This is a genomic window from Enterobacter sp. 198, assembly GCF_009025585.1.
GTDB classification, from domain to species: Bacteria; Pseudomonadota; Gammaproteobacteria; order Enterobacterales; family Enterobacteriaceae; genus Enterobacter; species Enterobacter ludwigii.
This window is the reverse complement of record NZ_WCIM01000022.1, coordinates 333452-356990: the sequence shown is the minus strand read 5'-3', so window position 1 is coordinate 356990 and position 23539 is coordinate 333452. Positions and strand designations below refer to the sequence as shown.

General features: G+C 54.4%; 17 protein-coding genes. 7 read left to right on the top strand and 10 right to left on the bottom strand.

Annotation, left to right across the window (positions count from 1 at the left end):
• The 3 genes from F8561_RS14555 (at window position 1) to F8561_RS14545 (ending at window position 2238) form a co-directional block, all read left to right on the top strand.
• Complete coding sequence (locus F8561_RS14555; RefSeq protein WP_040016887.1) at window positions 1–771, top strand: (S)-acetoin forming diacetyl reductase; 771 nt, start codon at window positions 1–3, stop codon at window positions 769–771.
• A gap of 131 nt (window positions 772–902) precedes the next feature.
• Window positions 903–1376: a cold-shock protein gene (locus F8561_RS14550; protein ID WP_014169053.1), complete on the top strand. Its 474-nt coding sequence runs from the start codon at window positions 903–905 to the stop codon at window positions 1374–1376.
• A gap of 163 nt (window positions 1377–1539) precedes the next feature.
• A complete protein-coding gene (locus F8561_RS14545; RefSeq protein WP_014169054.1) occupies window positions 1540–2238 on the top strand; it encodes a GNAT family N-acetyltransferase in 699 nt (232 codons plus the stop codon).
• A 46-nt stretch (window positions 2239–2284) separates the two neighbouring features.
• Here the strand turns inward: F8561_RS14545 and betA are convergent, their stop codons facing one another.
• Genes betA through betI form a run of 3 tightly spaced genes read right to left on the bottom strand, consistent with a single transcriptional unit; the run spans window position 2285 to window position 6036 of the window.
• Entirely contained in the window at window positions 2285–3949 is a 1665-nt protein-coding gene (gene betA / locus F8561_RS14540) for a choline dehydrogenase (RefSeq protein WP_020885039.1), read from the bottom strand.
• A gap of 13 nt (window positions 3950–3962) precedes the next feature.
• Window positions 3963–5435: a betaine-aldehyde dehydrogenase gene (gene betB / locus F8561_RS14535; RefSeq protein WP_078774894.1), complete on the bottom strand. Its 1473-nt coding sequence runs from the start codon at window positions 5433–5435 to the stop codon at window positions 3963–3965.
• 13 nt (window positions 5436–5448) lie between these two features.
• Window positions 5449–6036 carry a transcriptional regulator BetI gene (gene betI, locus F8561_RS14530; protein WP_020885037.1) on the bottom strand — a complete coding sequence of 196 codons (588 nt, stop codon included), beginning with the start codon at window positions 6034–6036 and terminating at the stop codon, window positions 5449–5451.
• Between the two features lie 128 nt (window positions 6037–6164).
• Here betI and betT point away from each other — a divergent pair, with 128 nt between their 5' ends.
• On the top strand, window positions 6165–8198 hold the full coding sequence (gene betT, locus F8561_RS14525; RefSeq protein ID WP_014169058.1) for a choline BCCT transporter BetT: 2034 nt from the start codon (window positions 6165–6167) through the stop codon (window positions 8196–8198).
• A gap of 84 nt (window positions 8199–8282) precedes the next feature.
• Here the strand turns inward: betT and F8561_RS14520 are convergent, their stop codons facing one another.
• The 7 genes from F8561_RS14520 to F8561_RS14490 all read right to left on the bottom strand — a co-directional run bounded on the left by F8561_RS14520 (window position 8283) and on the right by F8561_RS14490 (window position 18004).
• Window positions 8283–10388 (bottom strand): prolyl oligopeptidase family serine peptidase, encoded by a 2106-nt coding sequence (locus tag F8561_RS14520; protein WP_151887625.1) that lies wholly within the window; start codon window positions 10386–10388, stop codon window positions 8283–8285.
• Window positions 10385–12517, bottom strand: a complete 2133-nt coding sequence (locus tag F8561_RS14515; RefSeq protein ID WP_063925327.1) for a peptidase domain-containing ABC transporter — start codon at window positions 12515–12517, stop codon at window positions 10385–10387. Before F8561_RS14515 ends, F8561_RS14520 begins: the two co-directional genes overlap by 4 nt.
• A complete protein-coding gene (locus F8561_RS14510; RefSeq protein WP_151887624.1) occupies window positions 12510–13784 on the bottom strand; it encodes an HlyD family secretion protein in 1275 nt (424 codons plus the stop codon). Before F8561_RS14510 ends, F8561_RS14515 begins: the two co-directional genes overlap by 8 nt.
• A 148-nt stretch (window positions 13785–13932) precedes the next feature.
• On the bottom strand, window positions 13933–14193 hold the full coding sequence (locus tag F8561_RS14505; RefSeq protein ID WP_160890479.1) for a hypothetical protein: 261 nt from the start codon (window positions 14191–14193) through the stop codon (window positions 13933–13935).
• A gap of 102 nt (window positions 14194–14295) precedes the next feature.
• The gene (locus F8561_RS14500) at window positions 14296–14466 is read right to left on the bottom strand and encodes a hypothetical protein (RefSeq protein ID WP_154815901.1); all 171 of its coding nucleotides are present in this window, start codon (window positions 14464–14466) and stop codon (window positions 14296–14298) included.
• Window positions 14467–14971: 505 nt separating this feature from the next.
• Window positions 14972–15634, bottom strand: coding sequence for an enterobactin synthase subunit EntD (gene entD, locus F8561_RS14495; protein ID WP_151887622.1), 663 nt, complete (start codon window positions 15632–15634; stop codon window positions 14972–14974).
• Window positions 15635–15754: 120 nt separating this feature from the next.
• Window positions 15755–18004, bottom strand: coding sequence for a TonB-dependent siderophore receptor (locus F8561_RS14490; RefSeq protein ID WP_151887621.1), 2250 nt, complete (start codon window positions 18002–18004; stop codon window positions 15755–15757).
• Window positions 18005–18255: 251 nt separating this feature from the next.
• Here F8561_RS14490 and fes point away from each other — a divergent pair, with 251 nt between their 5' ends.
• The 3 genes from fes to entF are packed head-to-tail and all read left to right on the top strand — an operon-like array spanning window position 18256 to window position 23532.
• Window positions 18256–19455: an enterochelin esterase gene (gene fes, locus F8561_RS14485; RefSeq protein ID WP_151887620.1), complete on the top strand. Its 1200-nt coding sequence runs from the start codon at window positions 18256–18258 to the stop codon at window positions 19453–19455.
• A 10-nt stretch (window positions 19456–19465) separates the two neighbouring features.
• On the top strand, window positions 19466–19678 hold the full coding sequence (locus F8561_RS14480; protein ID WP_014169063.1) for an MbtH family protein: 213 nt from the start codon (window positions 19466–19468) through the stop codon (window positions 19676–19678).
• A complete protein-coding gene (entF, locus tag F8561_RS14475; protein ID WP_151887619.1) occupies window positions 19675–23532 on the top strand; it encodes an enterobactin non-ribosomal peptide synthetase EntF in 3858 nt (1285 codons plus the stop codon). The genes F8561_RS14480 and entF overlap by 4 nt, the downstream gene beginning before the upstream one ends.
• The last annotated feature ends 7 nt before the right edge of the window (window positions 23533–23539 follow it).

The window sequence follows — 23539 nt, the reverse complement described above, 5'->3', positions numbered from 1 at the left end:
ATGCAAAAAGTTGCTCTCGTAACAGGCTCAGGCCAGGGGATTGGTAAAGCGATTGCGCTTCGCCTGGTGAAAGACGGTTTTGCCGTCGCCATCGCGGATTACAACGAAGAGACGGCAAAAGCCGTTGCCGATGAGATCGTCCGCAATGGGGGGAAGGCCGTCGCCGTGAAGGTGGATGTCTCCAGCCGCGAGCAGGTGTTTGCAGCGGTGGAAAAAGCCCGCACCGCGCTGGGCGGTTTCAACGTGATCGTCAACAATGCCGGGGTCGCGCCTTCCACACCAATTGAGTCGATCACCCCGGAAATTGTCGACAAAGTTTACAACATCAACGTGAAAGGGGTTATCTGGGGTATCCAGGCCGCCATTGACGCCTTCCGTAAAGAAGGGCATGGCGGCAAGATCATCAACGCCTGTTCCCAGGCAGGCCATACCGGGAACCCTGAACTGGCGGTCTACAGTTCCAGTAAGTTTGCGGTACGCGGGTTAACCCAGACGGCGGCACGTGACCTTGCGCCATTAGGGATCACCGTTAACGCTTACTGCCCGGGCATCGTCAAAACGCCGATGTGGGCGGAAATTGACCGCCAGGTCTCCGAAGCGGCGGGTAAACCGCTCGGCTACGGCACTGAAACGTTTGCCAAACGCATTACGCTTGGCAGATTGTCCGAACCCGAAGATGTGGCCGCCTGCGTCTCTTATCTCGCCGGGCCAGATTCCGACTACATGACCGGTCAGTCCCTGTTGATTGACGGTGGTATGGTGTTCAACTAAATACTAATAAGCTCTGACATGAGTTTTCCCCTGCCCCCGTGCAGGGGCTTTTTTTTGTCTCCTCAGCCATTGTGGATTACACTGCGCGCTGCAAAACTTTAGTCTTAGAGATCTGACAGGCGGTAACAGCGATGAACGGTACAATCACAACGTGGTTTAAAGATAAAGGCTTTGGATTTATCAAAGATGAAAACGGTGACAACCGCTATTTTCATGTGATTAAGGTCGCCAACCCTGATCTGATTAAGAAAGACGCAGCGGTGACCTTCGAGCCCACAACCAACAACAAAGGCCTTTCCGCCTATGCGGTGAAGGTGATCCCGGAAAGCAAACACCTCTATATCGCAGGCGAGCGCGTGAAGCTCACCTCGATCAAATCGTTTGTGGTGTTCAGCGAAGAAGAGCCAGCAGATACCGGCATCGATAAAGAGAACGCGGTACTGTCCGTGGGGCTGCTGATGAACAACATCAAACCCAAGTCTGACAAAAAACCGGGTGAAATGCGCACGGTGAAGAAGCTGGCTATCACCACCTTCCAGAATACGACGATGATCTTCACGGAAGATGAGATCGACATCGACGCTACGGTGAAGCTGCTGAAATAATGCTTTGCCGGGTAGGGCGACGTCTTACCCGGCGTACCGCTGTCATCCTGGCGTGCAAACGCCACTCCCTCCCATTTTCCCCAGCAGGCAATACGCCGCGTCTCTTTTCGTCCGCTTTTTAACCTGCTATAACAAAACCCTTATCCTTCCGGGAGTCAACGCCGTGCCCGAGCTTAATCAACATGGTCAAACTGTTAACGATATCGTCCCCGACTGGAAATGCGCCCGTGCGTTAACCCGCACTCCGCTCGTCGGTCAGTATTGTCGTCTGGAGCCGCTGGATGCCGAACGTCACGCCGCGGATTTGTATGAGGCCTATGCGCTGGGGGACGACAGCGACTGGACGTGGCTTGTCAGCACCCAGCCCGTGAGCGTTGAAGACACCGCAGAATGGGTCCTTGGCAAAGTACTGGATGATGAACTGGTGCCGTATGCCGTCATCGATTTGCGTACCGGGCAAGCGGTGGGGCTGGTGAGCTATATGGCAATAGAGCGCATGCAAGGGTCGGTGGAGATCGGCCACGTCACCTGGTCACGCAAGATGAAAGGCTCCCGCCTCGGCACGGAAACCGTATGGCTGCTGCTCAGGAATGCATTCGAGCATGGCTATCGTCGGCTGGAGTGGAAGTGCGATTCAATGAACACTGCCTCGCGTAATGCGGCGGAAAGGCTGGGGTTTGTCTGGGAAGGCCGACTGCGTCAGAAACTGGTGCGCAAAGGGCGCAACCGCGACAGCGACATGCTGTCAATCATTGATGGCGAATGGCCACAGCGGGATGCCGAACTCCGCGCCTGGCTGGCTGAAGCGAATTTTGACGGGGAAGGGCGGCAGCGTAAAAAGCTGGAGGCGTTTCGTCTGTAAAATATGCCCCTCACCCGTTGGGAGAGGGGCTGCTTAGCAAACTGCGTTACAGGCGAACCGGTGCACCGTTGGCGACATAATATGCCGCGGTACTCTTCGCCAGCGGCTCGCGCCCGCGAATGGCATCGGCAATTTTCTCGCCAATCATGATGGTGGTGGCGTTCAGGTTGCCGGTGATGATCTGCGGCATAATGGACGCATCCACCACGCGTAATCCTTCCAGCCCATGAACGCGACCTTCGCCGTCGACCACGGCCATTTCGTCATACCCCATCTTACAGGTGCCGCACGGGTGGAAGGCGGTTTCAGCGTGGTTACGCACAAACTCGTCCAGCTGTTCGTCGGTCTGGCACTCAATGCCCGGGCTGATTTCCCGTCCACGGTATTTATCCAGCGCCGGCTGGTGCATGATCTCACGGGTGATGCGGATCGCATCGCGAAACTCCTGCCAGTCCTGTTCGTGGGACATATAGTTGAACAGGATCGCCGGATGCTGATGCGGATCGCGTGATTTAATCCGTACATGCCCGCGGCTTGGTGAGCGCATGGAGCCAACGTGACACTGGAAACCGTGCTCTTTGACCGCGTTCGACCCGTTGTAGTTAATGGCGACCGGCAGGAAGTGGTATTGAATATTCGGCCATTCAAACTCCTCGCGGCTGCGGATAAACCCGCCCGCTTCAAAGTGGTTGCTCGCTCCCACGCCGGTGCCGCCAAACAGCCACTCCGCGCCAATCTTCGGCTGGTTCCACCACTGCAGGGCAGGGTAGAGAGAAACCGGCTCTTTGCACTCGTACTGCAGGTACATCTCTAAGTGATCCTGCAGGTTTTCACCCACACCCGGGAGGTCATGTACCAGCGGGATGTCAAACTGCTTCAGCAGTTCCGCGTTACCCACGCCAGAGCGCTGCAGGATCTGCGGAGAGGCAATCGCCCCGGCGCACAGCAGCACCTCTTTGCTGGCCGTCGCTTTTGACGGAATAGTGCTCTCGCCTTCCAGCCACTCGACGCCTGTCGCACGTTTGCCGTCAAAAATAATGTGATCGGTCATGGCATGGGTGCGAATGGTCAGGTTCGGGCGTGATTTCGCCTGATCCAGATAGCCGCGTGCGGTACTGGCGCGACGGCCCTGCGGCGTCACGGTTCTGTCCATCGGACCGAAGCCTTCCTGCTGATAGCCGTTAAGGTCGTCAGTACGCGGGTAGCCCGCCTGCACACCGGCTTCTACCATCGCTTCAAACAGCGGGTTTACGCCGGGTTTAGAGGTGGTCACGCTCACCGGGCCGTCGCCGCCGTGGTAGTCGTTTGGCCCCACGTCACGGGTCTCTGCCTTACGGTAGTAGGGCAGGCAGTTGAGATAGCTCCAGTGTTCCAGACCCGGCTCAGTTGCCCAGTTATCCAGATCCATCGCGTTACCGCGGATGTAGCACATGCCGTTGATCAGGGATGAGCCGCCCAGCCCTTTGCCGCGACCGCACTCCATACGGCGGTTGTTCATGTGCGGCTCGGGCTCGGTTTCATACGCCCAGTTGTAACGCTTGCCCTGCAAGGGAAACGCCAGCGCGGCAGGCATCTGGGTGCGGAAGTCAAAACGGTAATCCGGGCCGCCCGCTTCTAGCAGCAGAACGGTGGTATTGGGATCTTCCGTCAGTCGTGTTGCCAGTACGTTGCCGGCAGAGCCGGCACCAATAATGATGTAGTCAAATTGCAAAAAAACCTCCCGGTTAAAATATGGACTGGAATTTACCCATCTCAACCTGGATGGACTTCACCTGGGTATAACTCTGGAGCGTCATTACGCCGTTCTCGCGGCCAATGCCGGAGTGTTTGTAGCCACCAACCGGCATCTCTGCCGCGGATTCACCCCAGGTGTTGATCCAGCAGATACCCGCTTCAAGCTGGTGGATCGCGCTGTGCGCGCGGTTCAGGTCGGCAGTCACGATGCCCGCCGCCAGACCGTAATCGGTGTCGTTGGCGCGACGAATCACCTCTTTGTCGGTTTCGTACGTGAGGATGGACATCACCGGCCCGAAGATCTCTTCGCGCACGATGGTCATCTCATCGGTGCAGTCGGTGAACACGGTGGGAGCCACCCACGCGCCGTTGTCAAAGCCTTCGCCTTTCAGCACATCGCCACCGCACAGCACACGCGCGCCTTCCTCTTTGCCTTTGGCGATATAGCGCAGCACGTTTTCGCGGTGCGGGAAGCTCACCAGTGGGCCAAAGTTGGTACGTTCATCGAACAGATCGCCCGCGCGAATACGTGCCACGCGCTCAACAATTTTCTGCTCAAACGCGGCTTTGAATTTCGCCGGCACGAACACGCGGGTGCCGTTGGTGCATACCTGGCCGGAGCTGAAGAAGTTGGCCATCATGGCGATGTCCGCCGCGAGATCCAGGTCGGCATCGTCGAAAATAACCAGCGGGGATTTCCCGCCCAGTTCCATCGTCACCTCTTTCAGGGACGAGGCCGCCGAATTGGCCATTACTTTTTTGCCGCTGGCAACGCCGCCGGTGAAGGAGACTTTGGCGATGCCCGGGTGCTCGGTCAGGAACTGGCCGGTTTCTGCGCCCACGCCCGGCAGAACGTTGAACACGCCGTCCGGCAGACCCGCTTCGGTGTAGATCTCGGCAAGCTTCAGAGCGGTGAGGGGCGTCACTTCGCTCGGCTTGAAGATCATCGCGTTACCTGCGGCCAGCGCTGGCGCGGATTTCCACAGGGCGATCTGGATCGGGTAGTTCCACGCGCCAATGCCCGCGACCACGCCCAGCGGTTCACGACGGGTATAGACAAATGAGGTATCGCGCAGGGGGATCTGGCTGCCTTCCAGCGCCGGGATCAGCCCTGCGTAGTACTCCAGCACGTCCGCGCCGGTGACGATATCAACGGTGCTGGTTTCTGAGTACGCTTTGCCGGTGTCGAGGGTTTCCAGCTTCGCCAGCTCGTCGTTACGCTCACGAAGAATGTCTACCGCACGGCGCAGAATGCGCGAGCGCTCCATGGCGGTCATTGCCGCCCAGATTTTTTGCCCGCGCTGCGCGCTTTCTACGGCGCGATCGACATCCTCGCGCCCGGCGGCCTGAACGGTCGCCAGGACTTCACCGTTGGCCGGGTTGATGGTCTCGAAGGTGCGACCGCTGGTGGCCGATGTATAACCACCATTGATATAAAGCTGCTGTTCTGCCATTCGGGACATAAATTCTCCTCGGTTAATCGGTCGGTAAATGCTGGCTAATAAAGTGGCTGGTGAGCGACTGGGCCAGGGTTTTATCCAACGGTTTGCCACTCAACGCGGCGCGCAGCCACAGCCCGTCAATCAGCGCCGCGAGCCCGTAACCCGCCTCCTGCGCCTGTTCGCGCGGCAGCTCGCGGCGGAACTCATACACCAGGTTCGACAGCAGACGGCGGCTGCTCACCTGCTGCAGACGGTAGAGCATTGGCTGATGCATGCTGCTCGCCCAGAAGGCCAGCCAGGCTTTCATTGCCGCGCCGCTGATCTGGGTTTCATCAAAATTGCCGCCGACAATCGCCTGCAGACGCTGCTCTGCACTGCCGTGCGGTAAGGCATGCAAACGGTTCAATACCGCGTCGCGCAGCTGGCCAGTGATGTCGCGCATGGTCGCTTCCAGCAGGCCATTTTTGTCCTTGAAATAGTGACTGATGATCCCCGTGGAAACGCCCGCCCGACGGGCGATCTGCGCGATGGTTGCGTCATGCATTCCCACTTCATTTATTGCTTCCAGCGTGGCGTCGATCAGTTGCCTGCGCCGGATTGGCTGCATCCCCACTTTGGGCATTTTTGCCACTCCATTCATCAGCGTTGGTTAACCATTAAAGCGGTTTTTGATTGGACGTTCAATATAAAATGTGTCTTAATTGTTGCGGTTTTGGATTTCAATAGTTACAAAAACAGTGGGGATACTGGATGACAGATCTTTCGCAAGACAGAGAAAAGGACAAAATCAATCCGGTTGTTTTTTATACATCCGCAGGACTGATTTTGTTGTTTTCCCTGATGACGATCTTCTTTAGCGATTTTTCTGCCGAGTGGATTGGGCGCACCCTTAACTGGGTGTCGAAGACCTTCGGCTGGTACTACTTGCTGGCGGCGACGCTCTATATCGTCTTCGTCGTCTGCATCGCCTGCTCGCGCTTTGGCTCGGTAAAGCTCGGGCCGGAACAGTCAAAACCCGAGTTCAGCCTGCTGAGCTGGGCCGCGATGCTGTTTGCCGCGGGCATTGGTATTGACCTGATGTTCTTCTCCGTGGCGGAACCGGTCACGCAATATATGCAGCCACCGGAAGGGGCGGGGCAGACGATGGAGGCCGCGCGACAGGCGATGGTCTGGACATTGTTCCACTACGGCTTAACCGGCTGGTCGATGTATGCCCTGATGGGTATGGCGCTTGGATACTTTAGCTATCGTTATAATTTACCCCTCACGATCCGCTCCGCGCTCTATCCGATTTTCGGTAAAAAAATTAACGGACCGATTGGACACACCGTGGATATCGCGGCGGTGATTGGCACCATCTTTGGGATCGCCACCACGCTCGGTATCGGCGTGGTGCAGCTCAACTACGGTCTGAGCGTGCTGTTTGATATCCCGGATTCCATGGCGGCCAAAGCGGCGCTGATCGCGCTGTCGGTGATTATCGCCACCATTTCGGTTACCTCCGGCGTGGACAAGGGCATTCGCGTGCTTTCTGAGCTGAACGTCGCGCTGGCGCTGGGGCTGATCCTGTTCGTGCTGTTTATGGGCGATACGTCATTCCTGCTCAATGCGTTAGTGCTGAACGTGGGTGATTACGTGAACCGCTTTATGGGTATGACGTTGAACAGCTTCGCCTTTGACCGCCCGGTCGAGTGGATGAACAACTGGACGCTGTTCTTCTGGGCGTGGTGGGTCGCGTGGTCGCCGTTTGTTGGCCTGTTCCTGGCGCGTATTTCGCGTGGACGCACCATTCGTCAGTTTGTGATGGGCACGCTGATTATCCCGTTCACCTTTACGCTGCTGTGGCTGTCGGTGTTCGGCAACAGCGCGCTGCACGAGATCATTCACGGCAATGCGACGTTTGCGCAGGAAGCGATGGTGCATCCGGAGCGGGGGTTCTACAGCCTGCTGGCGCAGTATCCGGCGTTTACCTTTAGCGCCTCTGTTGCGACCATTACCGGCCTGCTGTTTTACGTCACCTCGGCGGATTCCGGCGCGCTGGTGCTGGGGAACTTTACCTCGAAGCTCAAGGACATCAACAGCGATGCCCCTAACTGGCTGCGCATCTTCTGGTCTGTCGCCATTGGCCTGCTGACTCTGGGCATGCTGATGACCAACGGTATTTCTGCCCTGCAGAACACCACGGTGATCATGGGTCTGCCGTTCAGTTTCGTGATCTTCTTCGTGATGGCCGGGCTGTATAAATCTCTCAAGGTGGAAGATTACCGCCGCGTCAGCGCCAGCCGCGACACCGCGCCACGCCCGATGGGTGCGCAGGACAGACTGAGCTGGAAAAAGCGGTTGTCACGCCTGATGAACTATCCGGGCACGCGCTACACCAAACAGATGATGGAAACGGTCTGCTTCCCGGCGATGGAAGAGGTGGCGCAGGAGCTGAAGCTGCGTGGTGCGTATGTTGAACTGAAAAACCTGCCGCCGGACGACGGTGAGACTTTGGGACACCTGGATCTGTTGGTGCATATGGGCGACGAACAAAACTTTGTCTACCAGATTTGGCCACAGCAGTATTCGGTGCCCGGGTTTACCTATCGCGCACGCAGCGGGAAATCAACGTATTACCGCCTTGAGACGTTCCTGCTGGAAGGGAGCCAGGGGAATGACCTGATGGATTACAGTAAGGAACAGGTAATAACGGACATACTGGATCAGTATGAGCGGCACCTGAACTTTATTCACCTCCATCGCGAGGCGCCGGGGAATAGCGTGATGTTCCCGGATGTTTGAGCGGGATAACTAAGTGAATAAAGCGGTATCCTGGAGCAGGGTACCGCTTTTTTTAATGGCGTGGCACATTCGTGCTGCGCAATATTAATGATTCTGAAAATGAATATCGGTTTTCCATATAAAGAAACTCACAGTGTCGACTAATTTTGAATCAGCTTCTGCGTAGGTGGCCGCATTGTGTCCTCCTTGACTGTAAGCTAATACCAGCACCGGAACATTCCACGGTTTGTTTATTGTCTGCAATCGGGCTGCGAATTTTGCTGTCTGCCAGGGGGAGACACGTTGGTCATGCAGGCCGACCGTTAACAACACCGGGGGATAGCGTTTACCTGGAACCAGATGCTGATAAGCGTCTATTTTTAACAAATTGAGCATGCCTGATTGTGTAAAAGGTGAACCCAACTCTTCAAAATTCATCTCGCCTATTGGAATTTTATCCAGTCGACTGGTATTAAGTATTCCGACGTCTATCGCCACAGCTGAAAATAGTTCTGGGCGAAGCGTCATTGCCATACCCATTATAATCCCCCCCGCGCTCTCACCACTGATCACCAATTTTGACGGTGAGGTGTATTTATTATCAACGAGATATTCAGCGCAACGAATAAAATCATTAATAGAATTTTCTTTCTTATTCGCTCTACCTCCTTCATGCCATGCTGGACCCAGTTCACCTCCTCCTCGAACATGCGCGATTGCGATGGCTCCGCCTTGTTCAAGCCAGAGCAAGCGGGAAATATCAAATTCAGGAAGGGTACTTACTCCATAAGCGCCGTAAGCTGTCAACCAGATGGGGGTGGCACCATTGTGTTCAATCCCTTTATGATGAATTAAAGTTAACGGAACGCGGACGTTATCTGCTGTGAGAACCCATATTTCTTCCGTCACATAGTCTGTAAAGGATTGTTTTACCGATGATATTAAATTCGTATCTCTGATGCGATTATTGACCGGGTTATACTGGAAAATAGCAGGTTGCGTGAGCCAACTTTGTCGGGTAAAGAGGATATCCTTGCGGTTATTGCTGGCGAATATTGCACTCACATTTTCATCTGCTGGTGCTGGAATGAACTGGTGTTTATTCGGGTCATCAAAAGGAATACGTACGAATTTATTGGTACCAGAGTCATGGTATGCAATATAAAGTGAATCCCGACTGTTGGTTAGCTGGGTGAGCTCACCATTTGCCCAGCTCATCACATGCTCTCGTTTTGAAGTAGGAGTACTCAGATCGACTCTTGAGATATCATAACCTGATGATGAATTCATGTTAGCAAAATAAATCCACTTTCCAGAGCAAACAAAGGCAGAAACATTCTCATCAACATCAATGATTTTGGCCCAGTGTAATATTCCGTTGAGTGCGGGATCGTTTTTTGCTGAAAAAATATAGCCGCCATAACCGCTGATTGATTTCGAAAAATAAACGATGAGATATGCAGAGTCGGGGGATGCAAACAAATTAACGTTTTCACATTTCTTCTGTGTCAATTCCGGGAGAGTATGCCAGTCAAAAGTCATAACATCATTTTGGCTCCCTAAATGATGGTAGTAGACTTTTCCGCATGTTTGTCGCCCGGTATCATGAGTTGTATCGTTAAGACTGTAATAAAATGACTGGTTATCCGCTGCCCAGACAACATTAGGATAGCGAACCGCGGAAATTTCATCTTTTAATACGACACCATCCGCAACTCTGATGACATTTATTGCCGTAGTTTCAGTACCATTTTTCGATAATCCAAAAGCCACATAGTGACCGTCTGGAGATGGGCTAAAAAAATTAATCCCATATCCGACGGGAGGGGTAATAACCACTCGTTCAGGTTTTCCCTTTTGTTGCACAAAAAGCCGCAGATAAGGATGTTCAGTTGTCGATCGTAGGTAGAAACGACGATCGCCCGCATCATAGATATCAGATAGAGTTGGTTCTGTGTTAACCAGTATGCTTAGTCTTTTCGCCAGTGCATTTCGCCAGGGGAGGGTATGTAATATTTTAACCGCCTGGTCTGATTGATGGCTTAGCCAACGAGCTGTCTGTTGTCCGTCGGTTTCCATCCAGCGATAAGGATCTACGTTGTTGTCAACATCAGCGTTTCTCCCATGGGCATGAGTGAAAAAAACGCAGCCAAACAAAATGACTATTATGAATAATGTCGGTTTTATACTCAGTCTTACGCAATTTTTCATTCAGAGTGCAGTCCATGCTGTTCTGTCTGTGGCATTAATCGAATCACACGCTCAACAGATGCGATGGTTGATTGTCTGTGAGCAATGATTATTCGGGTGATGTTTAGCTTTTTGATAGCCTGATTAACATACGTTTCACTCTCTTCGTCCAAGGCACTGGTTGCTTCATCCATAAATAATATCCCGGGTTTACGATAAAGTGCGCGGGCAATAAAGATGCGTTGTTTCTGTCCTCCAGACAACCCCTCACCAAGTTCTCCAACTAATGTATCGTATCCCATGGGCATTTTTACAATAGCACCATGGATAAAGCTTGCGCGAGCGCACTCTTCCATCCATTCGTAATCGGCATTTTCATCGAAGCCACAAATATTTTCTCTAATTGAACCAGAAAATAACTTATCATCCTGCATTACGCACCCGATTATTTTGCGGTAATTGTTTAAACCAAGTTGTTGAATGTCATTACCATCGATCATTACTGAACCTGTCTGCGGTTCAAACAATCCACAAAGAACCCTCATAAGCGTTGTTTTACCTGCACCTGACGGACCTGTAATTGCCACACTTTCTCCAGCTAAAACCTGGAAAGAAAGACCACGAAAGACAGCGGCCGAATGGTCATCATATCGGTAGCTTAATGCATTTATTTCTAGGGCTACAGGTTTCATCGTGTTTAATATTTCTCTATCGGGCTTTTTCTTTTCTTGAGTATTAAGTGCAATATCTGCCACACGTTCATTATGAAGGTGCATCATGCGCAACTTAGTCAGGAAATTAGTTAATGACCAAATTCTGTCGGCAAATTGTTCTCTGAATACACCGAAAGCGATGAACATCCCAATTGTTATATCGTTATCTATAATGAGTCTTGAACCCAGCCATAGCATTGCTATCTGCTCGCAAGCAGTGATAAGGGAGTTTACGCCACCAAAAAGCAAATCCATTTTGGTGATTTTTATTTCAGTGTTAATTGTGTCAATTTCCAGGTTCAGCCAGTGGATGCTTCTTCTTTCACTAAAACCTTGCATTTTAATGGTCGCTATACCGTACAACGTTTCCATGAAATAAGATCGGGTTCGGGCGTCTCTAACGAGAATTTCCTCCGATAATTCGCGGTAGGTACTGTACGTCATAAGACGGATGAGGACATATAGAGCAGTAAAACACATAACAACGCCTGTGAGCCAGCCGCCATAAAGTGCCATCATAATGACGACACCGATCAACATCGTTCCATCGATGAGTGCTCCAACGATACTACTGGTAAAGGTTTCCCGAAGAGTGTTCAACGATCCAAAGCGCGACTGAATGTCACCTAACTTGCGTCGCTCAAAATAACTCAAAGGTAGCCGCAGTAAATGTGAAAATAACCCGGATTGCCACTGAACATTGATGAGCGTAGTCATTAATAATGAAGACCATGAACGCAGTGCGCTCAATGCCAGGCGTAAGAAAGTAAAGAGTAACAGACCAATACAAATCAGTGTCAGTAAGCCCACATCTGCAGCGGGAATAGCATGATCCAGTGCAAGCTGAGTACCTATCGGGATAAGAAGATTTATGGATTCAATAATGAGCGAATAGAAAAATATTTTCGCTAGCGTACCCTTAAGACCATGTACCTTTGCTGCAAGGGCTTTGAGGCTGAAGTGGTGACTTTCTTGCTCTTCGGTAAATGTACTTCCAGGCCATACTTCGAGTGCTATGCCAGTGAAGTATTGAGACATTTCCTCGAGATTTATCGTTCTACGGCCTCTGGCAGGGTCGTGTAGGATCACTCGATTTTGTTTCACACCGACCAGAACTACAAAATGGTTAAAATCCCAATGTAAGATGCAGGGGATCTTAAGCGAGTTGAGTTCATGAAGTTCCAGGGATAAACAGCGAGATGCAAGTCCTAATTGTTCAGCAATTTCTTTCATTCCTGCCAGTGTTGTCCCACGTGCAGATAGGTTGAATTGTTGTCGCAAGGATATGAGATTGCTATTTTTTCCATAGTGATTACAAATCATCGCAAGACATGCCAAACCGCATTCTGAGGATTCCGTTTGATGAACTAGTGGAACCCGAGAACGCAGATGAAGATCGAGTTGTCCGAGAAGCGTTTTAAAAGCACGTTTACTCATTTATCGGGCCCTCTATGCTATTTTTCATATCGTAGAAGGGGGAAAGCATCCACTGATAGATCTTCCTTTTTTCCAGAAATAAGGTGCTTTGAGCTTGCATTCCATTACCCAAGCTCAGACGCGTACCCGCGTACGCAATATTTTGTCTGTCAGGTTTGATAATAACTTTGTAGTAGGGTGCAGCTGAAGATGAGGCCACTTTAAGCGCCCCTTGATAGGTTTGCATTTCCTGTGGGGAGGCTGGGGAACGTGAGATGACAGAAATTGCTCCGCCAAACATACCGAATTTTTCAGCAGGAAAGGCTTCATAGCGGATGTTCACGCGGTCTCCAGCATTAAGATAGGGGACTGCGTCATTCGGTACCCAAATGACAAGAGAGAAATGATCGATATTGTATGGGATGATTTGTAGCAGACTGTCGCCCGGCTTGATCATCTGCCCGACGGTGACGCTAAGGGAATCTACCCTCCCGTTAGCCATGGCTCGGATAATAATAGCGCCTCCAGCATCAATACTCAGACGCTCTTTTTGCAATTCATAGCGCTGAAGTTCCATTTGATGAATCTGGTTATCAAATTCAGCGGCCTGCGTCTGAATCTGACTCTCCAGTGTTGTCACCTGCAACGCGTTTTGGTCACTCTGGGCAGACAGGTTAATCATGTTATTCTGTCGTTCGTAGTATAAGGCTATCTGATTAATCAGCTGATCCTGAGTAATAAGACCACGCGCCTGATAATGCCGGTAGTTCTCCATGTTAGTTTTCATTACATGGAGGCCTTCCTGGGCTTGGGTGATAATATCTGAGGAACGTTTGAGAGCAGCGCTATATTGTTCTTTTTGTTTTTTGAGCATCTCAAGAGTGTTTTTTTTATTTTCCTGGAGAAGAGACATGATTTGAGATATACGTGTCAGCTGGTTGTCAACATCCATACGCTGATTATCGCTGACAACACCGCTACGTGTGCTTTTACTAACATCGATCATGTAAATAGCATCACCTACTTTGAGCAGTTGACCTTCTTTGACAAATTGTTTAACTACCACCCCCTGAACACTGGCGTAAACGTTAGATGAACGAGGATAGGTGGTTATTTCTCCCACTACAGTTATTCTTCTCGTATAGGTGAACGTTAGGACGAAGGTTAGAAAAGCAATAACAAAAAAAACAGATAGCCCTGCAACCAACCAAACAGGGATCCCAGGCAGTAATATGGCTCTTCCTTGCCATCTCAATTTTTTGTGATCAACCGCTTTTTGGCGATACACGCACTTTTTCCTTTTTTAAAAGATTTCGTGATTTTGTGTGGTTCACCAGGTGACAATTTTAAGTCAATTGCACCTGGTTATTCTGCATATCCAGGGGTATCGTGTTTTTTCCTGCATATGTAATTTGCTTTGCTGCGCTTCGGTAATACTATTTCTTCGACGACTCAACCATCCCTACCGTTACGGCCATCGTGTCCACCGGGACCACCTTTACCGCCTTTGCCCCCTTTCCCTCCAGGGCCACCATTTCCACCATCACCCCCGTTCCCGCCTCGTCCCCCGTTCCCGCCATTACCACCATTTCCAGAACCACAGGTTCCTCCATTACCTCCGCGGCCGCCATTACCGCCTGCGCCCCCGTTACCTCCACTTCCACCATCGCATTGCGAACCCCCAGAAATACCTTCACTCTCTGATTTCAGTAGTTCTCGCATTTTTACTCCTGATAAAATAATGCATCACGCACAACGACCCGCCATGACAAACTTACAGCGGGTCGTCGTTTTGGCTTTTAATGATGGCTATCGACGACCGCCATTATTGCCACCGCCGCAGCTTCCGCCGTTACCCCCATTACCGCCATTACCGCCGCGGCCACCATTACCGCCATTGCCGCCATTACAGGTACCACCATTACCACCACTATTGCCATTGCCGTTGCCACTGTGATTACCGTTCCCATTACCGGCACCAATACCGCCGGTCACAATACTCATTTCATTTTGATTTAATTCACGCATTAGACTTTCCTTAGTTATATGAAGTTAAAGTAAAACAGCCTTAACATAATGTTCCTGAAATAAAGAAAATGGAAATGACTTATTTCATCTTTCACGGTTTTTTTATCTTTGGGTTTTTGATCTACCTCTAAGTTTCGTTGCGTAATTCTGTTATGGAAAGCATGGTGGCGAGTTGTGGATTATGTTCTAAAATTAAATTGGTTTTATCTAACTATTAAAAGTAGTAGGAAGGAATAGATTCTCTTAACATTTGCACTCAAGGGGTGTATGTTTCCCACATCGAGATAGGTTGTGAGATGCTATATTTTTTATGCATGATTTTAGGCGTGATAAAGCTGCAAGGATATTTCTTTGTGGTTGGGTTTTATATTAATAATTGTTTTATTTTCAGTAATGATATTTTATCAAAAGAGTAGGGTGTTGAATTTTTCGGATAAAAAGTCAAAACTATTCCTGAACGACGAGTAACGTGCATACGCTTTCGTCCATAATCTGCCATGCCAGGTTAAAACACAATCCCTCGTAATAACACCCTATGGGTTGGGCAAGTTTTAATACCAGCGTGTTCTCATTCAATGCACTGACCCGTGCGCATTCAAATCCCATGTATTCCCTCACTACAGGAAAAAGCGCTTTAAACAGGCTCTCTTTGGCGCTGAATGCGAGCGTCAATGTAAGCGCGAAAGGCTTGCCCGACTGCAAAAGGCGTGTTTCTTCCTGTGCGTCGATGACACCTTCCTTTATTTCGTGAGCTTCGTTTTCGGAAAGAATGGCTTCCAGATCAATGCCGATTAGCGCATGCGGATAGCGCGCAACCACCGCCATCGCCTGTGTACCGCTGTGGGTAATGCTGCCAGTGATGCCTTCCGGCCAGAGGGGTTCCCCGCTGGGACCGATGCCGGGAACGGCGCATTCGTTAATCGCTCTGAGTGCGTGGACGGCGGCGATGCGACCGGCAAGGTGTTCGGTTTTTCGTTTTCGCCCGGCGTCGGTTAGCTGGGCCTGGTGAGGAAGCCAGAGGAGGTCGGCGTCGGTAAAGGTGGTGGGATCGAAGGTCATTTGGTGGACCGTGGTTCCGGCAAGACGAAATGTGGAGTGGGTGGTGCGCATGTTTTCTCGTCCTGACGTTGAGGAATAGTGCGGCCTGATGCCTTCACCCCGATCCTCTCCTGCCGGAAGAGGGAGACATTCAGCCCCTCTCCCGGCAGGAGAGGGGAGACACAGCCTGTCTTAGAAGTGCGTGTTCACGCTCATAAACCAGGTTCGGCCCGGCTCATTATAGGTGTATGCACCCGCGCCGTACATATACGCACCGGTTGTGGCGTTGCCGGTGGTCTGGGCATTACCTGCGCGCCACTGGCGTTTATCAAAGACGTTATCCACGCCGCCGGTCAGGCTGACGTTTTTGGTCACGTCCCAGGTCGCACTCAGGCCAACGATGCTGTACGGGCTGACTTCGTCTTTCTCAGACCCGGTCACCGGCTGGCCTTTGTAGTTGTACTTCTTCGGCTGCTGCTTGCCGTACCAGGTGAAGGTCGACTGCAGCGACACATCCTGATGTACCTGCCAGCTCAGGGTTGAGTTCAGCGTGTACTCCGGGATGATCGACAGACGGTCGCCGGTCTCCTTGTTCTTACTTTGCAGCATATAGGTGATGTTGTTGGTCCAGTTGATCGTGTCGCTGACTGGCACGTTCAGGGAGCCTTCCAGACCTTCAACCACCGCTTTAGGCACGTTTTCCCACTGGTAAATATCGGTGGTCACTTTACTGGTGGAGGTCTGGCCGACTGGCGCATACCCCGCTTCAATCTTGTTGCGGTAGTCGTTACGGAACCAGGTCACACCCGCCAGCCAGCCGTCGTGTTTCCACTCCAGACCAATCTCTTTGTTGATGCTGGTTTCGGCTTTCAGGTCGTCATTACCCATCATGTAGCAACCCACGCCGTCGGAGCTGGCGTAGCAGCCCTGGCCTTTGCTGTACAACAGATAGTTCGGGTTGGTCTGGTACAGGCTCGGCGCTTTATAGGCGCGGGCGATACCCATCTTCAGCGTAAAGTCGTCACCCAGGCCTTGCGACAGGTTCAGGGACGGGCTCCAGTTGTTACCGACGATCGTATGGTGATCGAAGCGCAGCGCCGGGGTCAGCATGGTGCTGTCCGTCAGCTCCATGTTGTTTTCAGCGAACAGGGAGAAGATCTCCGCCGAGGTATACGGGCTACGATCGTTGCTGAGCCCCGGAATGGTCCCGCCCTGCTGGGTTTGCGAGAAGGAGGTCGAGTCCTTCATGCGCTGCTGGTTCCACTCGGTGCCCAGCGTCAGGTTCTGGTTGACGAGGAAATCAATCGGCAGGTTGATTTCGCTGTGCAGCATCACATCAGCCAGGTCGGTGTCGGTGAATTTATTGCTGTTGAACAATCCTTCCGTACCGCCTGCCAGGCCTTCGCCGAGACGCGAATTGCGGGTGTGCTCGTACTGCGCCCAGTTGCTGGTGGTGATGCCATTATCCCAGCCGCCGTTCCAGGTCACCGCAAAGTTCTGGCGATAGATACGGTTAGTCTCTTTACCGTAGTTTTTCTTCACCAGACCGCTGGAGCTGTTGTCGTTGTTGGTGTTCTGGGTATCACCCGCGTAGAGGTTGTTCTGGCGGCTGTAACCCGCTTCAAACTCCAGGGACTGCATGGGCGCGAAGTCCCAGCGGACCACGCCGTTAATGTCTTTGTTCTCGACCCCTTCACGGCCGGCAGGCAGGGTGTCGGCATAGGTACCGGTACGATCGGACTGGTGGCCCTGGTTGATGTCCCACGCATCGGCCTGGGTTTTGTCCAGGTTACCAAACATGCGGAAGCTGAAGTCGCCGCCCAGCGGGCCGCTCAGGCTGAAGTTGGTGCGCTTAGTGGAACCCTCATCCTTATGTTCTGGAGCATTCAGGTAGGTGTTCCAGGAGCCATGCCACTGGTTGTCGAATTTTTTGGTGATGATGTTCACCACGCCGCCTGCCGCACCGTTACCGTAGCGAGCTGCGGCCGGGCCACGAATGACTTCAATGCGTTCAATCATCTCTGGCGGTACCCAGCCGGTGTCACCGCGGGTATCTCGCTCGCCGCGCCAGCCCAGACGGATGGAGTTGCGGCTGGTGACCGGCTTGCCGTCAATCAGGATCAGGGTGTTTTCCGGACCCATACCACGAATATCAATCTGACGGTTATTGCCGCGCTGTCCGCTGGTGGAGTTCCCGGTCAGGTTAACGCCTGGCATGGTGCGGATGATTTCGGCCACGTCACGTGCGGGCGGGTTTTTACGGATTTCATCGGCGGTGATGGTCGATACCCCTGGTGCCTGCAGGTTCTGCTCTGCGGCGGTGATCACCATGGTGTCTTCGTGCTGCGTGTTGGCGGTGTTGTCGTCTGCCAGCGCTGGCATCGCAACGCCGTAAATCCCTAAGTTGACCAGCAAGGCCAGGGAGTGAATCTTCTTATTCATTGTACGTCCTGCTTTTCGCGCCGCATCCCCGGGCTCCATTCCCGAAAGGGAGAGGAGGCGGCATGGTGTCACCCGCAGTTTGCGTAAGCAGCCCCGTCCTCGAGCGCACACAACGCGTGGCATGGTTGTTTTATGAGCGCGCTTCCCACAGCGCGGCCACTACGCTATTGCAAATGCAAATAGTTATCAATAATATTATCAATAAAATTTGTCCTGAAACAAAAAAGACTGATAAACATGAGGTTATACGGGTGACGGGGTTAAAAACGGGAAGTGAAGCCTGGTGGCAGTCGAAAAACGGACCCGAATGGACCCGCGAGAAGGGGCACTATCGCGTCACTTTCTGGTGGCGTGACCCGGCAGGAACGCAAAAAACCTCGCCGCTAAAACGCGTCTGGCTCTACATCACCGGCGTGACCGATCACCATCAAAATGCCCGTCCGCAATCCCTCGAGCGCATTCCTGATACTGACGTCTGGCAGTGGCAGGGCGCGTTCACCCCGCAATGGCGCGGCAGCTACTGTTTTATCCCCTCAGTGAACGAAGATGATTTTGCCGACGCGGTCTTCCACGGCGAGCAACCCGATCGTTTGGCGCTGCGTGAAGGCTGGCGAAAGTTGCTCCCTGCGGCGATGGCCGATCCGCTAAATCCGCAAAGCTGGCGCGGCGGACGCGGGCATCCCGTCTCGGCGCTCGAAATGCCCGAGGCCCCGGTTCAGCCTGGCTGGAACACGCCCGCAACGCCCGGCAACGCGCCCGTCTGCTTTGAATGGGAAAGCGTGCGTCTGAATAACCGCCGCCGGGTGTGGGTTTTCACCACCGGTGAAGACAGCCCGGAGCGGCCGCTTGCCGTACTGCTCGACGGCCAGTTCTGGGCCGAAAGCATGCCCGTGTGGTCTCCGCTGACCGCGCTGACAAACGCGGGCAAATTGCCGCCTGCCGTCTACGTCTTAATCGATGTGATCGACATGGCGCACCGCAATCACGAGTTGCCCTGCAACCCTGATTTCTGGCGGGCGGTGCAGGAGGAACTTCTCCCGCGGGTGAACAGCCGCACTCCGTTCAGCGACCGCGCCGACCGAACGGTCGTCGCGGGTCAAAGCTTTGGCGGCCTCTCTTCACTTTATGCCGGGCTTAACTGGCCCGAGCGCTTTGGCTGCGTATTAAGCCAGTCCGGCTCCTGCTGGTGGCCGCACCGTGGCGGTCAGCAGGACGGGTTGCTCATCGAACAACTTAAAGCGGGCGACCTCACCGCGCGCGGGCTGCGTATCGTTCTTGAAGCCGGGCGCAATGAGCCGCTCATCTTCCGCGCGAATCAGGCGATCTACGCCGAACTGCACCCGCAGCAACCGGTTATCTGGCGTCAGGTTGACGGCGGACACGACGCGCTTTGCTGGCGCGGTGGGCTGACGCAGGGGCTGATGATCCTCTGGCAGCCGCTTATTCACTAACGGAGTCTGTATGGAATTCAGCAACCCTTTCGATAATCCGCAGGGTCAGTTTGCGATTTTGCGTAACGACCAGGGACAGTACAGTCTGTGGCCGCAGCAGTGCCAGCTGCCGGCGGGCTGGCGCGTGGTCTGTGAAGCACAATCTCAGGAAGCCTGTCAGCAGTGGCTCGCCGACCACTGGCAAACCCTGCAACCGTCGTATTTTGCGGGAGAGAAAGCATGAACCGTCTTCCCCTTGTCGCCGCCCAGCCGGGTATCTGGATGGCGGAGCAGCTTACCTCCCTGCCAAACGCCTGGAGCGTGGCGCACTACACCGAGCTGAAGGGCAATATTGACGCACCGCTGCTGGCAAAAGCCATTGTTGAAGGGATGCGGCAGGCCGACACCCTGCGCATGCGTTTTGTGCAAGAGAATGGCGAGGTGTGGCAGTGGGTGGATGACGCTATGTCACTGCCTGAACCGTCCGTGGTTCGCGCCGAATCCCATGACGCGGCGATGGCCCTGATGGCAGCGGATTTAAACCAGAACCTGCGCGTGGACAGCGGTCAGCCGCTGGCGTTCCATCAGCTGATTCAGGTAGGCGAAGGGCACTGGTACTGGTATCAGCGATATCATCATCTGGTGGTGGATGGCTTCAGTTTTCCGGCGATTACCCGCCAGATCGCCGCCATTTATCGCGCATGGCAAAACGGCGAGCCCACGCCCGCGTCGCCGTTTACCCCTTTCGCCGAGGTGGTAGAGGAGTACCAGCGCTATCGCGACAGCGAAGCGTATCAGCGCGACGGGGCGTTCTGGGCGGAGCAGCGTAAGCAGCTTCCTTCCCCGGTCTCGCTGTCGTCGGCACCGCTGCCGGGCCGTGCGGCGACCACCGATATTCTGCGTCTGAAGGTCACGGCTGACCGCCGCGCCTTTACCCGGCTTGCTCAGGCGGCGGGGCCGGTTCAGCGTACCGATCTGGCGCTTGCGCTGGTGGCGCTGTGGATCGGGCGTCTGACCGGACGGCTGGACTACGCCGCCGGGTTTATCTTTATGCGCCGAATGGGGTCGGCGGCCTTAACGGCAACCGGTCCGGTGCTGAACGTGCTGCCGCTGGCGGTGAACATCGCCCCGCATGAAAGCCTGCCTGCGCTGGCGCATCGTCTGGCACACCAGCTGAAAAAAATGCGTCGCCATCAGCGTTATGACGCCGAGCAGATCGTGCGCGACAGCGGCCGTGCCGCGGGCGATGACGCGCTGTTTGGCCCGGTACTGAACGTCAAGGTGTTTGATTATCAGCTGGATATGGATGGCGTGGACGCCATCACCCATACGCTGGCCACTGGCCCGGTCAATGACCTTGAACTGGCGCTGTTCCCGGACGAGCAGGGCGGCCTGAGTATTGAAATCCTTGCCAATAAGCAGCGCTACGATGAAGCGACGCTAACGCGCCACGTTGCACGCCTGAACGCCATGCTGATGCAGTTTGCTGCCAACCCGGATTTGCGCTGCGGCGAAGCAGAAACCGTTTCAGAGCAGGAATACCAGCAGCTGGCGCGTATCAATGATACCGGGCTGGCGCTACCGTCAACCACGCTGGCTCAGTTGGTGGCAGACCAGGCGGATAAAACGCCGGATGCCCCCGCGCTTGCTGATGCGCACATCGAACTGAATTACCGCCAGATGCGCGAGCAGGTGGTGGCTCTTGCGACATTACTGCGGGAACGCGGCGTTAAGCCTGGCGACAGCGTGGCGGTAGCCCTGCCGCGCTCGGTGTTTCTTACCCTGGCGCTGCACGGCATCGTGGAGGCGGGCGCCGCGTGGTTGCCGCTGGATACCGGTTACCCGGACGATCGTCTGCGCATGATGCTGGAGGACGCGAAACCGTCCCTGCTGATCGCCTCTGACGATCAGCTTTCGCGCTTTCGCGATCTGCCGGTCCCTGTATTGAGTTACAACACACTGTTACCCCCTGCGGGCAGTGAACCGCTGCGGCTGGCAAAGCCGGCGCACACGGCGTACATCATCTTTACCTCAGGCTCAACGGGACGGCCAAAAGGCGTGATGGTAGGGCATACCGCCATCGTTAACCGCCTGATGTGGATGCAGGATCACTATCCGCTGGACGCGCATGACGTGGTGGCGCAGAAGACGCCGTGCAGTTTTGACGTCTCGGTCTGGGAGTTCTGGTGGCCCTTTATCGCCGGCGCGAAGCTGGTGATGGCCGAGCCGGACGCGCACCGCGATCCGCAGGCGATGCAGAACTTCTTCGCGCATTATGGCGTGACCACGACACACTTTGTGCCGTCGATGCTGGCGGCGTTCGTTGCCTCGCTGACGCCGGAAAATGCCGACTGCTGTCAGACCCTGAAGCAGGTGTTTTGCAGCGGGGAAGCGCTGCCGACAGAACTGTGTCGGGAGTGGGAGCACCTTACTCATGTCCCGTTGCATAACCTCTATGGTCCAACAGAAGCGGCGGTGGACGTGAGCTGGTATCCGGCGTCGGGTCCGGAACTGGCAGCGGTAGCGGGCAACAGCGTGCCGATTGGCTTCCCGGTGTGGAATACGGGGCTGCGCATTCTGGATGCGATGATGCGTCCGGTGCCGTTCGGCGTGGCCGGTGACCTCTATATTACCGGGATCCAGCTTGCGCAGGGGTATCTCGGTCGTCCGGACCTGACCGCCAGCCGCTTCATTGCCGATCCCTTTGCACCTGGCGAGCGGATGTACCGCACCGGGGACGTGGCGCGCTGGCTGGATAACGGCGCGGTGGAATATCTGGGCCGAAGCGACGATCAGCTCAAAATTCGTGGTCAGCGTATCGAGCTCGGCGAAATCGATCGTGCGATGCTTTCGCTGCCTGACGTGGCGCAGGCCGTAGCGCACGCGTGCGTCTTTAATCAGGCGGCGGCAACCGGGGGCGATGCCCGACAGCTGGTAGGGTATGTCGTCTCCGGGTCCGGCTTGCCGCTGGACCGCGATGCGCTGCTGCACTCGCTTAAAGCTCAATTGCCGCCCCATATGGTGCCGGTGGTGCTGCTGCAAATCAGCGCGCTGCCGCTCTCTGCCAACGGAAAGCTTGACCGCAAGGCGCTTCCGTTGCCGGAATTGACCCGCAAGACGTCCGGGCGGGCGCCAGAAACAGACGCTGAAGTGGCCGTCGCGCAGGCATTTTCTGCCCTGCTCGGTTGTGAGGTGAACGACATCGATGCCGATTTCTTCGCCCTCGGCGGTCATTCCCTGCTGGCGATGCGCCTGGCTGCGCAGCTCAGCCGTACGTTTGCCCGCAGGGTCACGCCGGGGCAGATTATGGTGGCCTCGACGGTCAGCATGCTCAGCGCGCTGCTGGATTCATCGATGAATGACGAGCAGGCGCAGCGTCTGGGCTACGAGACCCTTCTGCCGCTGCGTGAAAGCCACGGTCCGACACTGTTCTGCTTCCATCCGGCATCCGGTTTTGCCTGGCAGTTTAGCGTGCTGGCGCGCTATCTCAGCCCGCGCTGGTCAATCACCGGCATTCAGTCGCCGCGTCCGGAAGGGCCGATGCAGCAGTGCGCTACGCTGGACGAGGTGATCGAACAGCATCTGCAGACGCTGCGCGCGCAACAGCCGCAGGGGCCGTATTATCTGTTCGGCTACTCGCTTGGCGGCACGCTGGCGCAGGGCATTGCGGCCCGTCTGCGCGAGCAGGGTGACGCGGTGGCGTTTCTCGGCTTGCTGGATACCTGGCCGCCGGAAACCCAGAACTGGGCAGAGAAAGAGGCCCATGGTCTCGATCCGGACGTACTGGCAGAAATCGAACGCGAGCGCCAGGCGTTTATCGCCGCGCAGCAGGGGCAAGGCTCTGGCGAGCTCTTTAACGCCATCGAAGGGAATTACGCCGATGCCGTCCGCCTCCTGACAACGGCGCACAGTTCACGGTTCGACGGTAAAGCGACGTTGTTTGTTGCCGGGCGCACGCAAACGCTGGATCCGCAGCAGGCCTGGGCGCCGTGGGTGGGGGAACTGGAGGTTTACAGCCAGGATTGCGCCCACGTGGATATCATTTCACCGCAGGCGTTTGAGACGATAGGACCGGTGCTGAAGGCGATATTGGGGTAGCGGTTTC

Excerpts from the sequence above, each read along its gene's own strand:
- F8561_RS14520 (WP_151887625.1), bottom strand. The coding sequence starts at position 10,388 with ATGAAAAATTGCGTAAGACTGAGTATAAAACCGACATTATTCATAATA.
- betI (WP_020885037.1), bottom strand. The coding sequence starts at position 6,036 with ATGCCCAAAGTGGGGATGCAGCCAATCCGGCGCAGGCAACTGATCGAC.
- F8561_RS14500 (WP_154815901.1), bottom strand. The coding sequence starts at position 14,466 with ATGGGAACGGTAATCACAGTGGCAACGGCAATGGCAATAGTGGTGGTA.
- betT (WP_014169058.1), top strand. The coding sequence starts at position 6,165 with ATGACAGATCTTTCGCAAGACAGAGAAAAGGACAAAATCAATCCGGTT.
- F8561_RS14490 (WP_151887621.1), bottom strand. The coding sequence starts at position 18,004 with ATGAATAAGAAGATTCACTCCCTGGCCTTGCTGGTCAACTTAGGGATT.
- F8561_RS14515 (WP_063925327.1), bottom strand. The coding sequence starts at position 12,517 with ATGAGTAAACGTGCTTTTAAAACGCTTCTCGGACAACTCGATCTTCAT.
- F8561_RS14480 (WP_014169063.1), top strand. The coding sequence starts at position 19,466 with ATGGAATTCAGCAACCCTTTCGATAATCCGCAGGGTCAGTTTGCGATT.
- entF (WP_151887619.1), top strand. The coding sequence starts at position 19,675 with ATGAACCGTCTTCCCCTTGTCGCCGCCCAGCCGGGTATCTGGATGGCG.
- F8561_RS14555 (WP_040016887.1), top strand. The coding sequence starts at position 1 with ATGCAAAAAGTTGCTCTCGTAACAGGCTCAGGCCAGGGGATTGGTAAA.
- F8561_RS14550 (WP_014169053.1), top strand. The coding sequence starts at position 903 with ATGAACGGTACAATCACAACGTGGTTTAAAGATAAAGGCTTTGGATTT.
- entD (WP_151887622.1), bottom strand. The coding sequence starts at position 15,634 with ATGCGCACCACCCACTCCACATTTCGTCTTGCCGGAACCACGGTCCAC.
- betB (WP_078774894.1), bottom strand. The coding sequence starts at position 5,435 with ATGTCCCGAATGGCAGAACAGCAGCTTTATATCAATGGTGGTTATACA.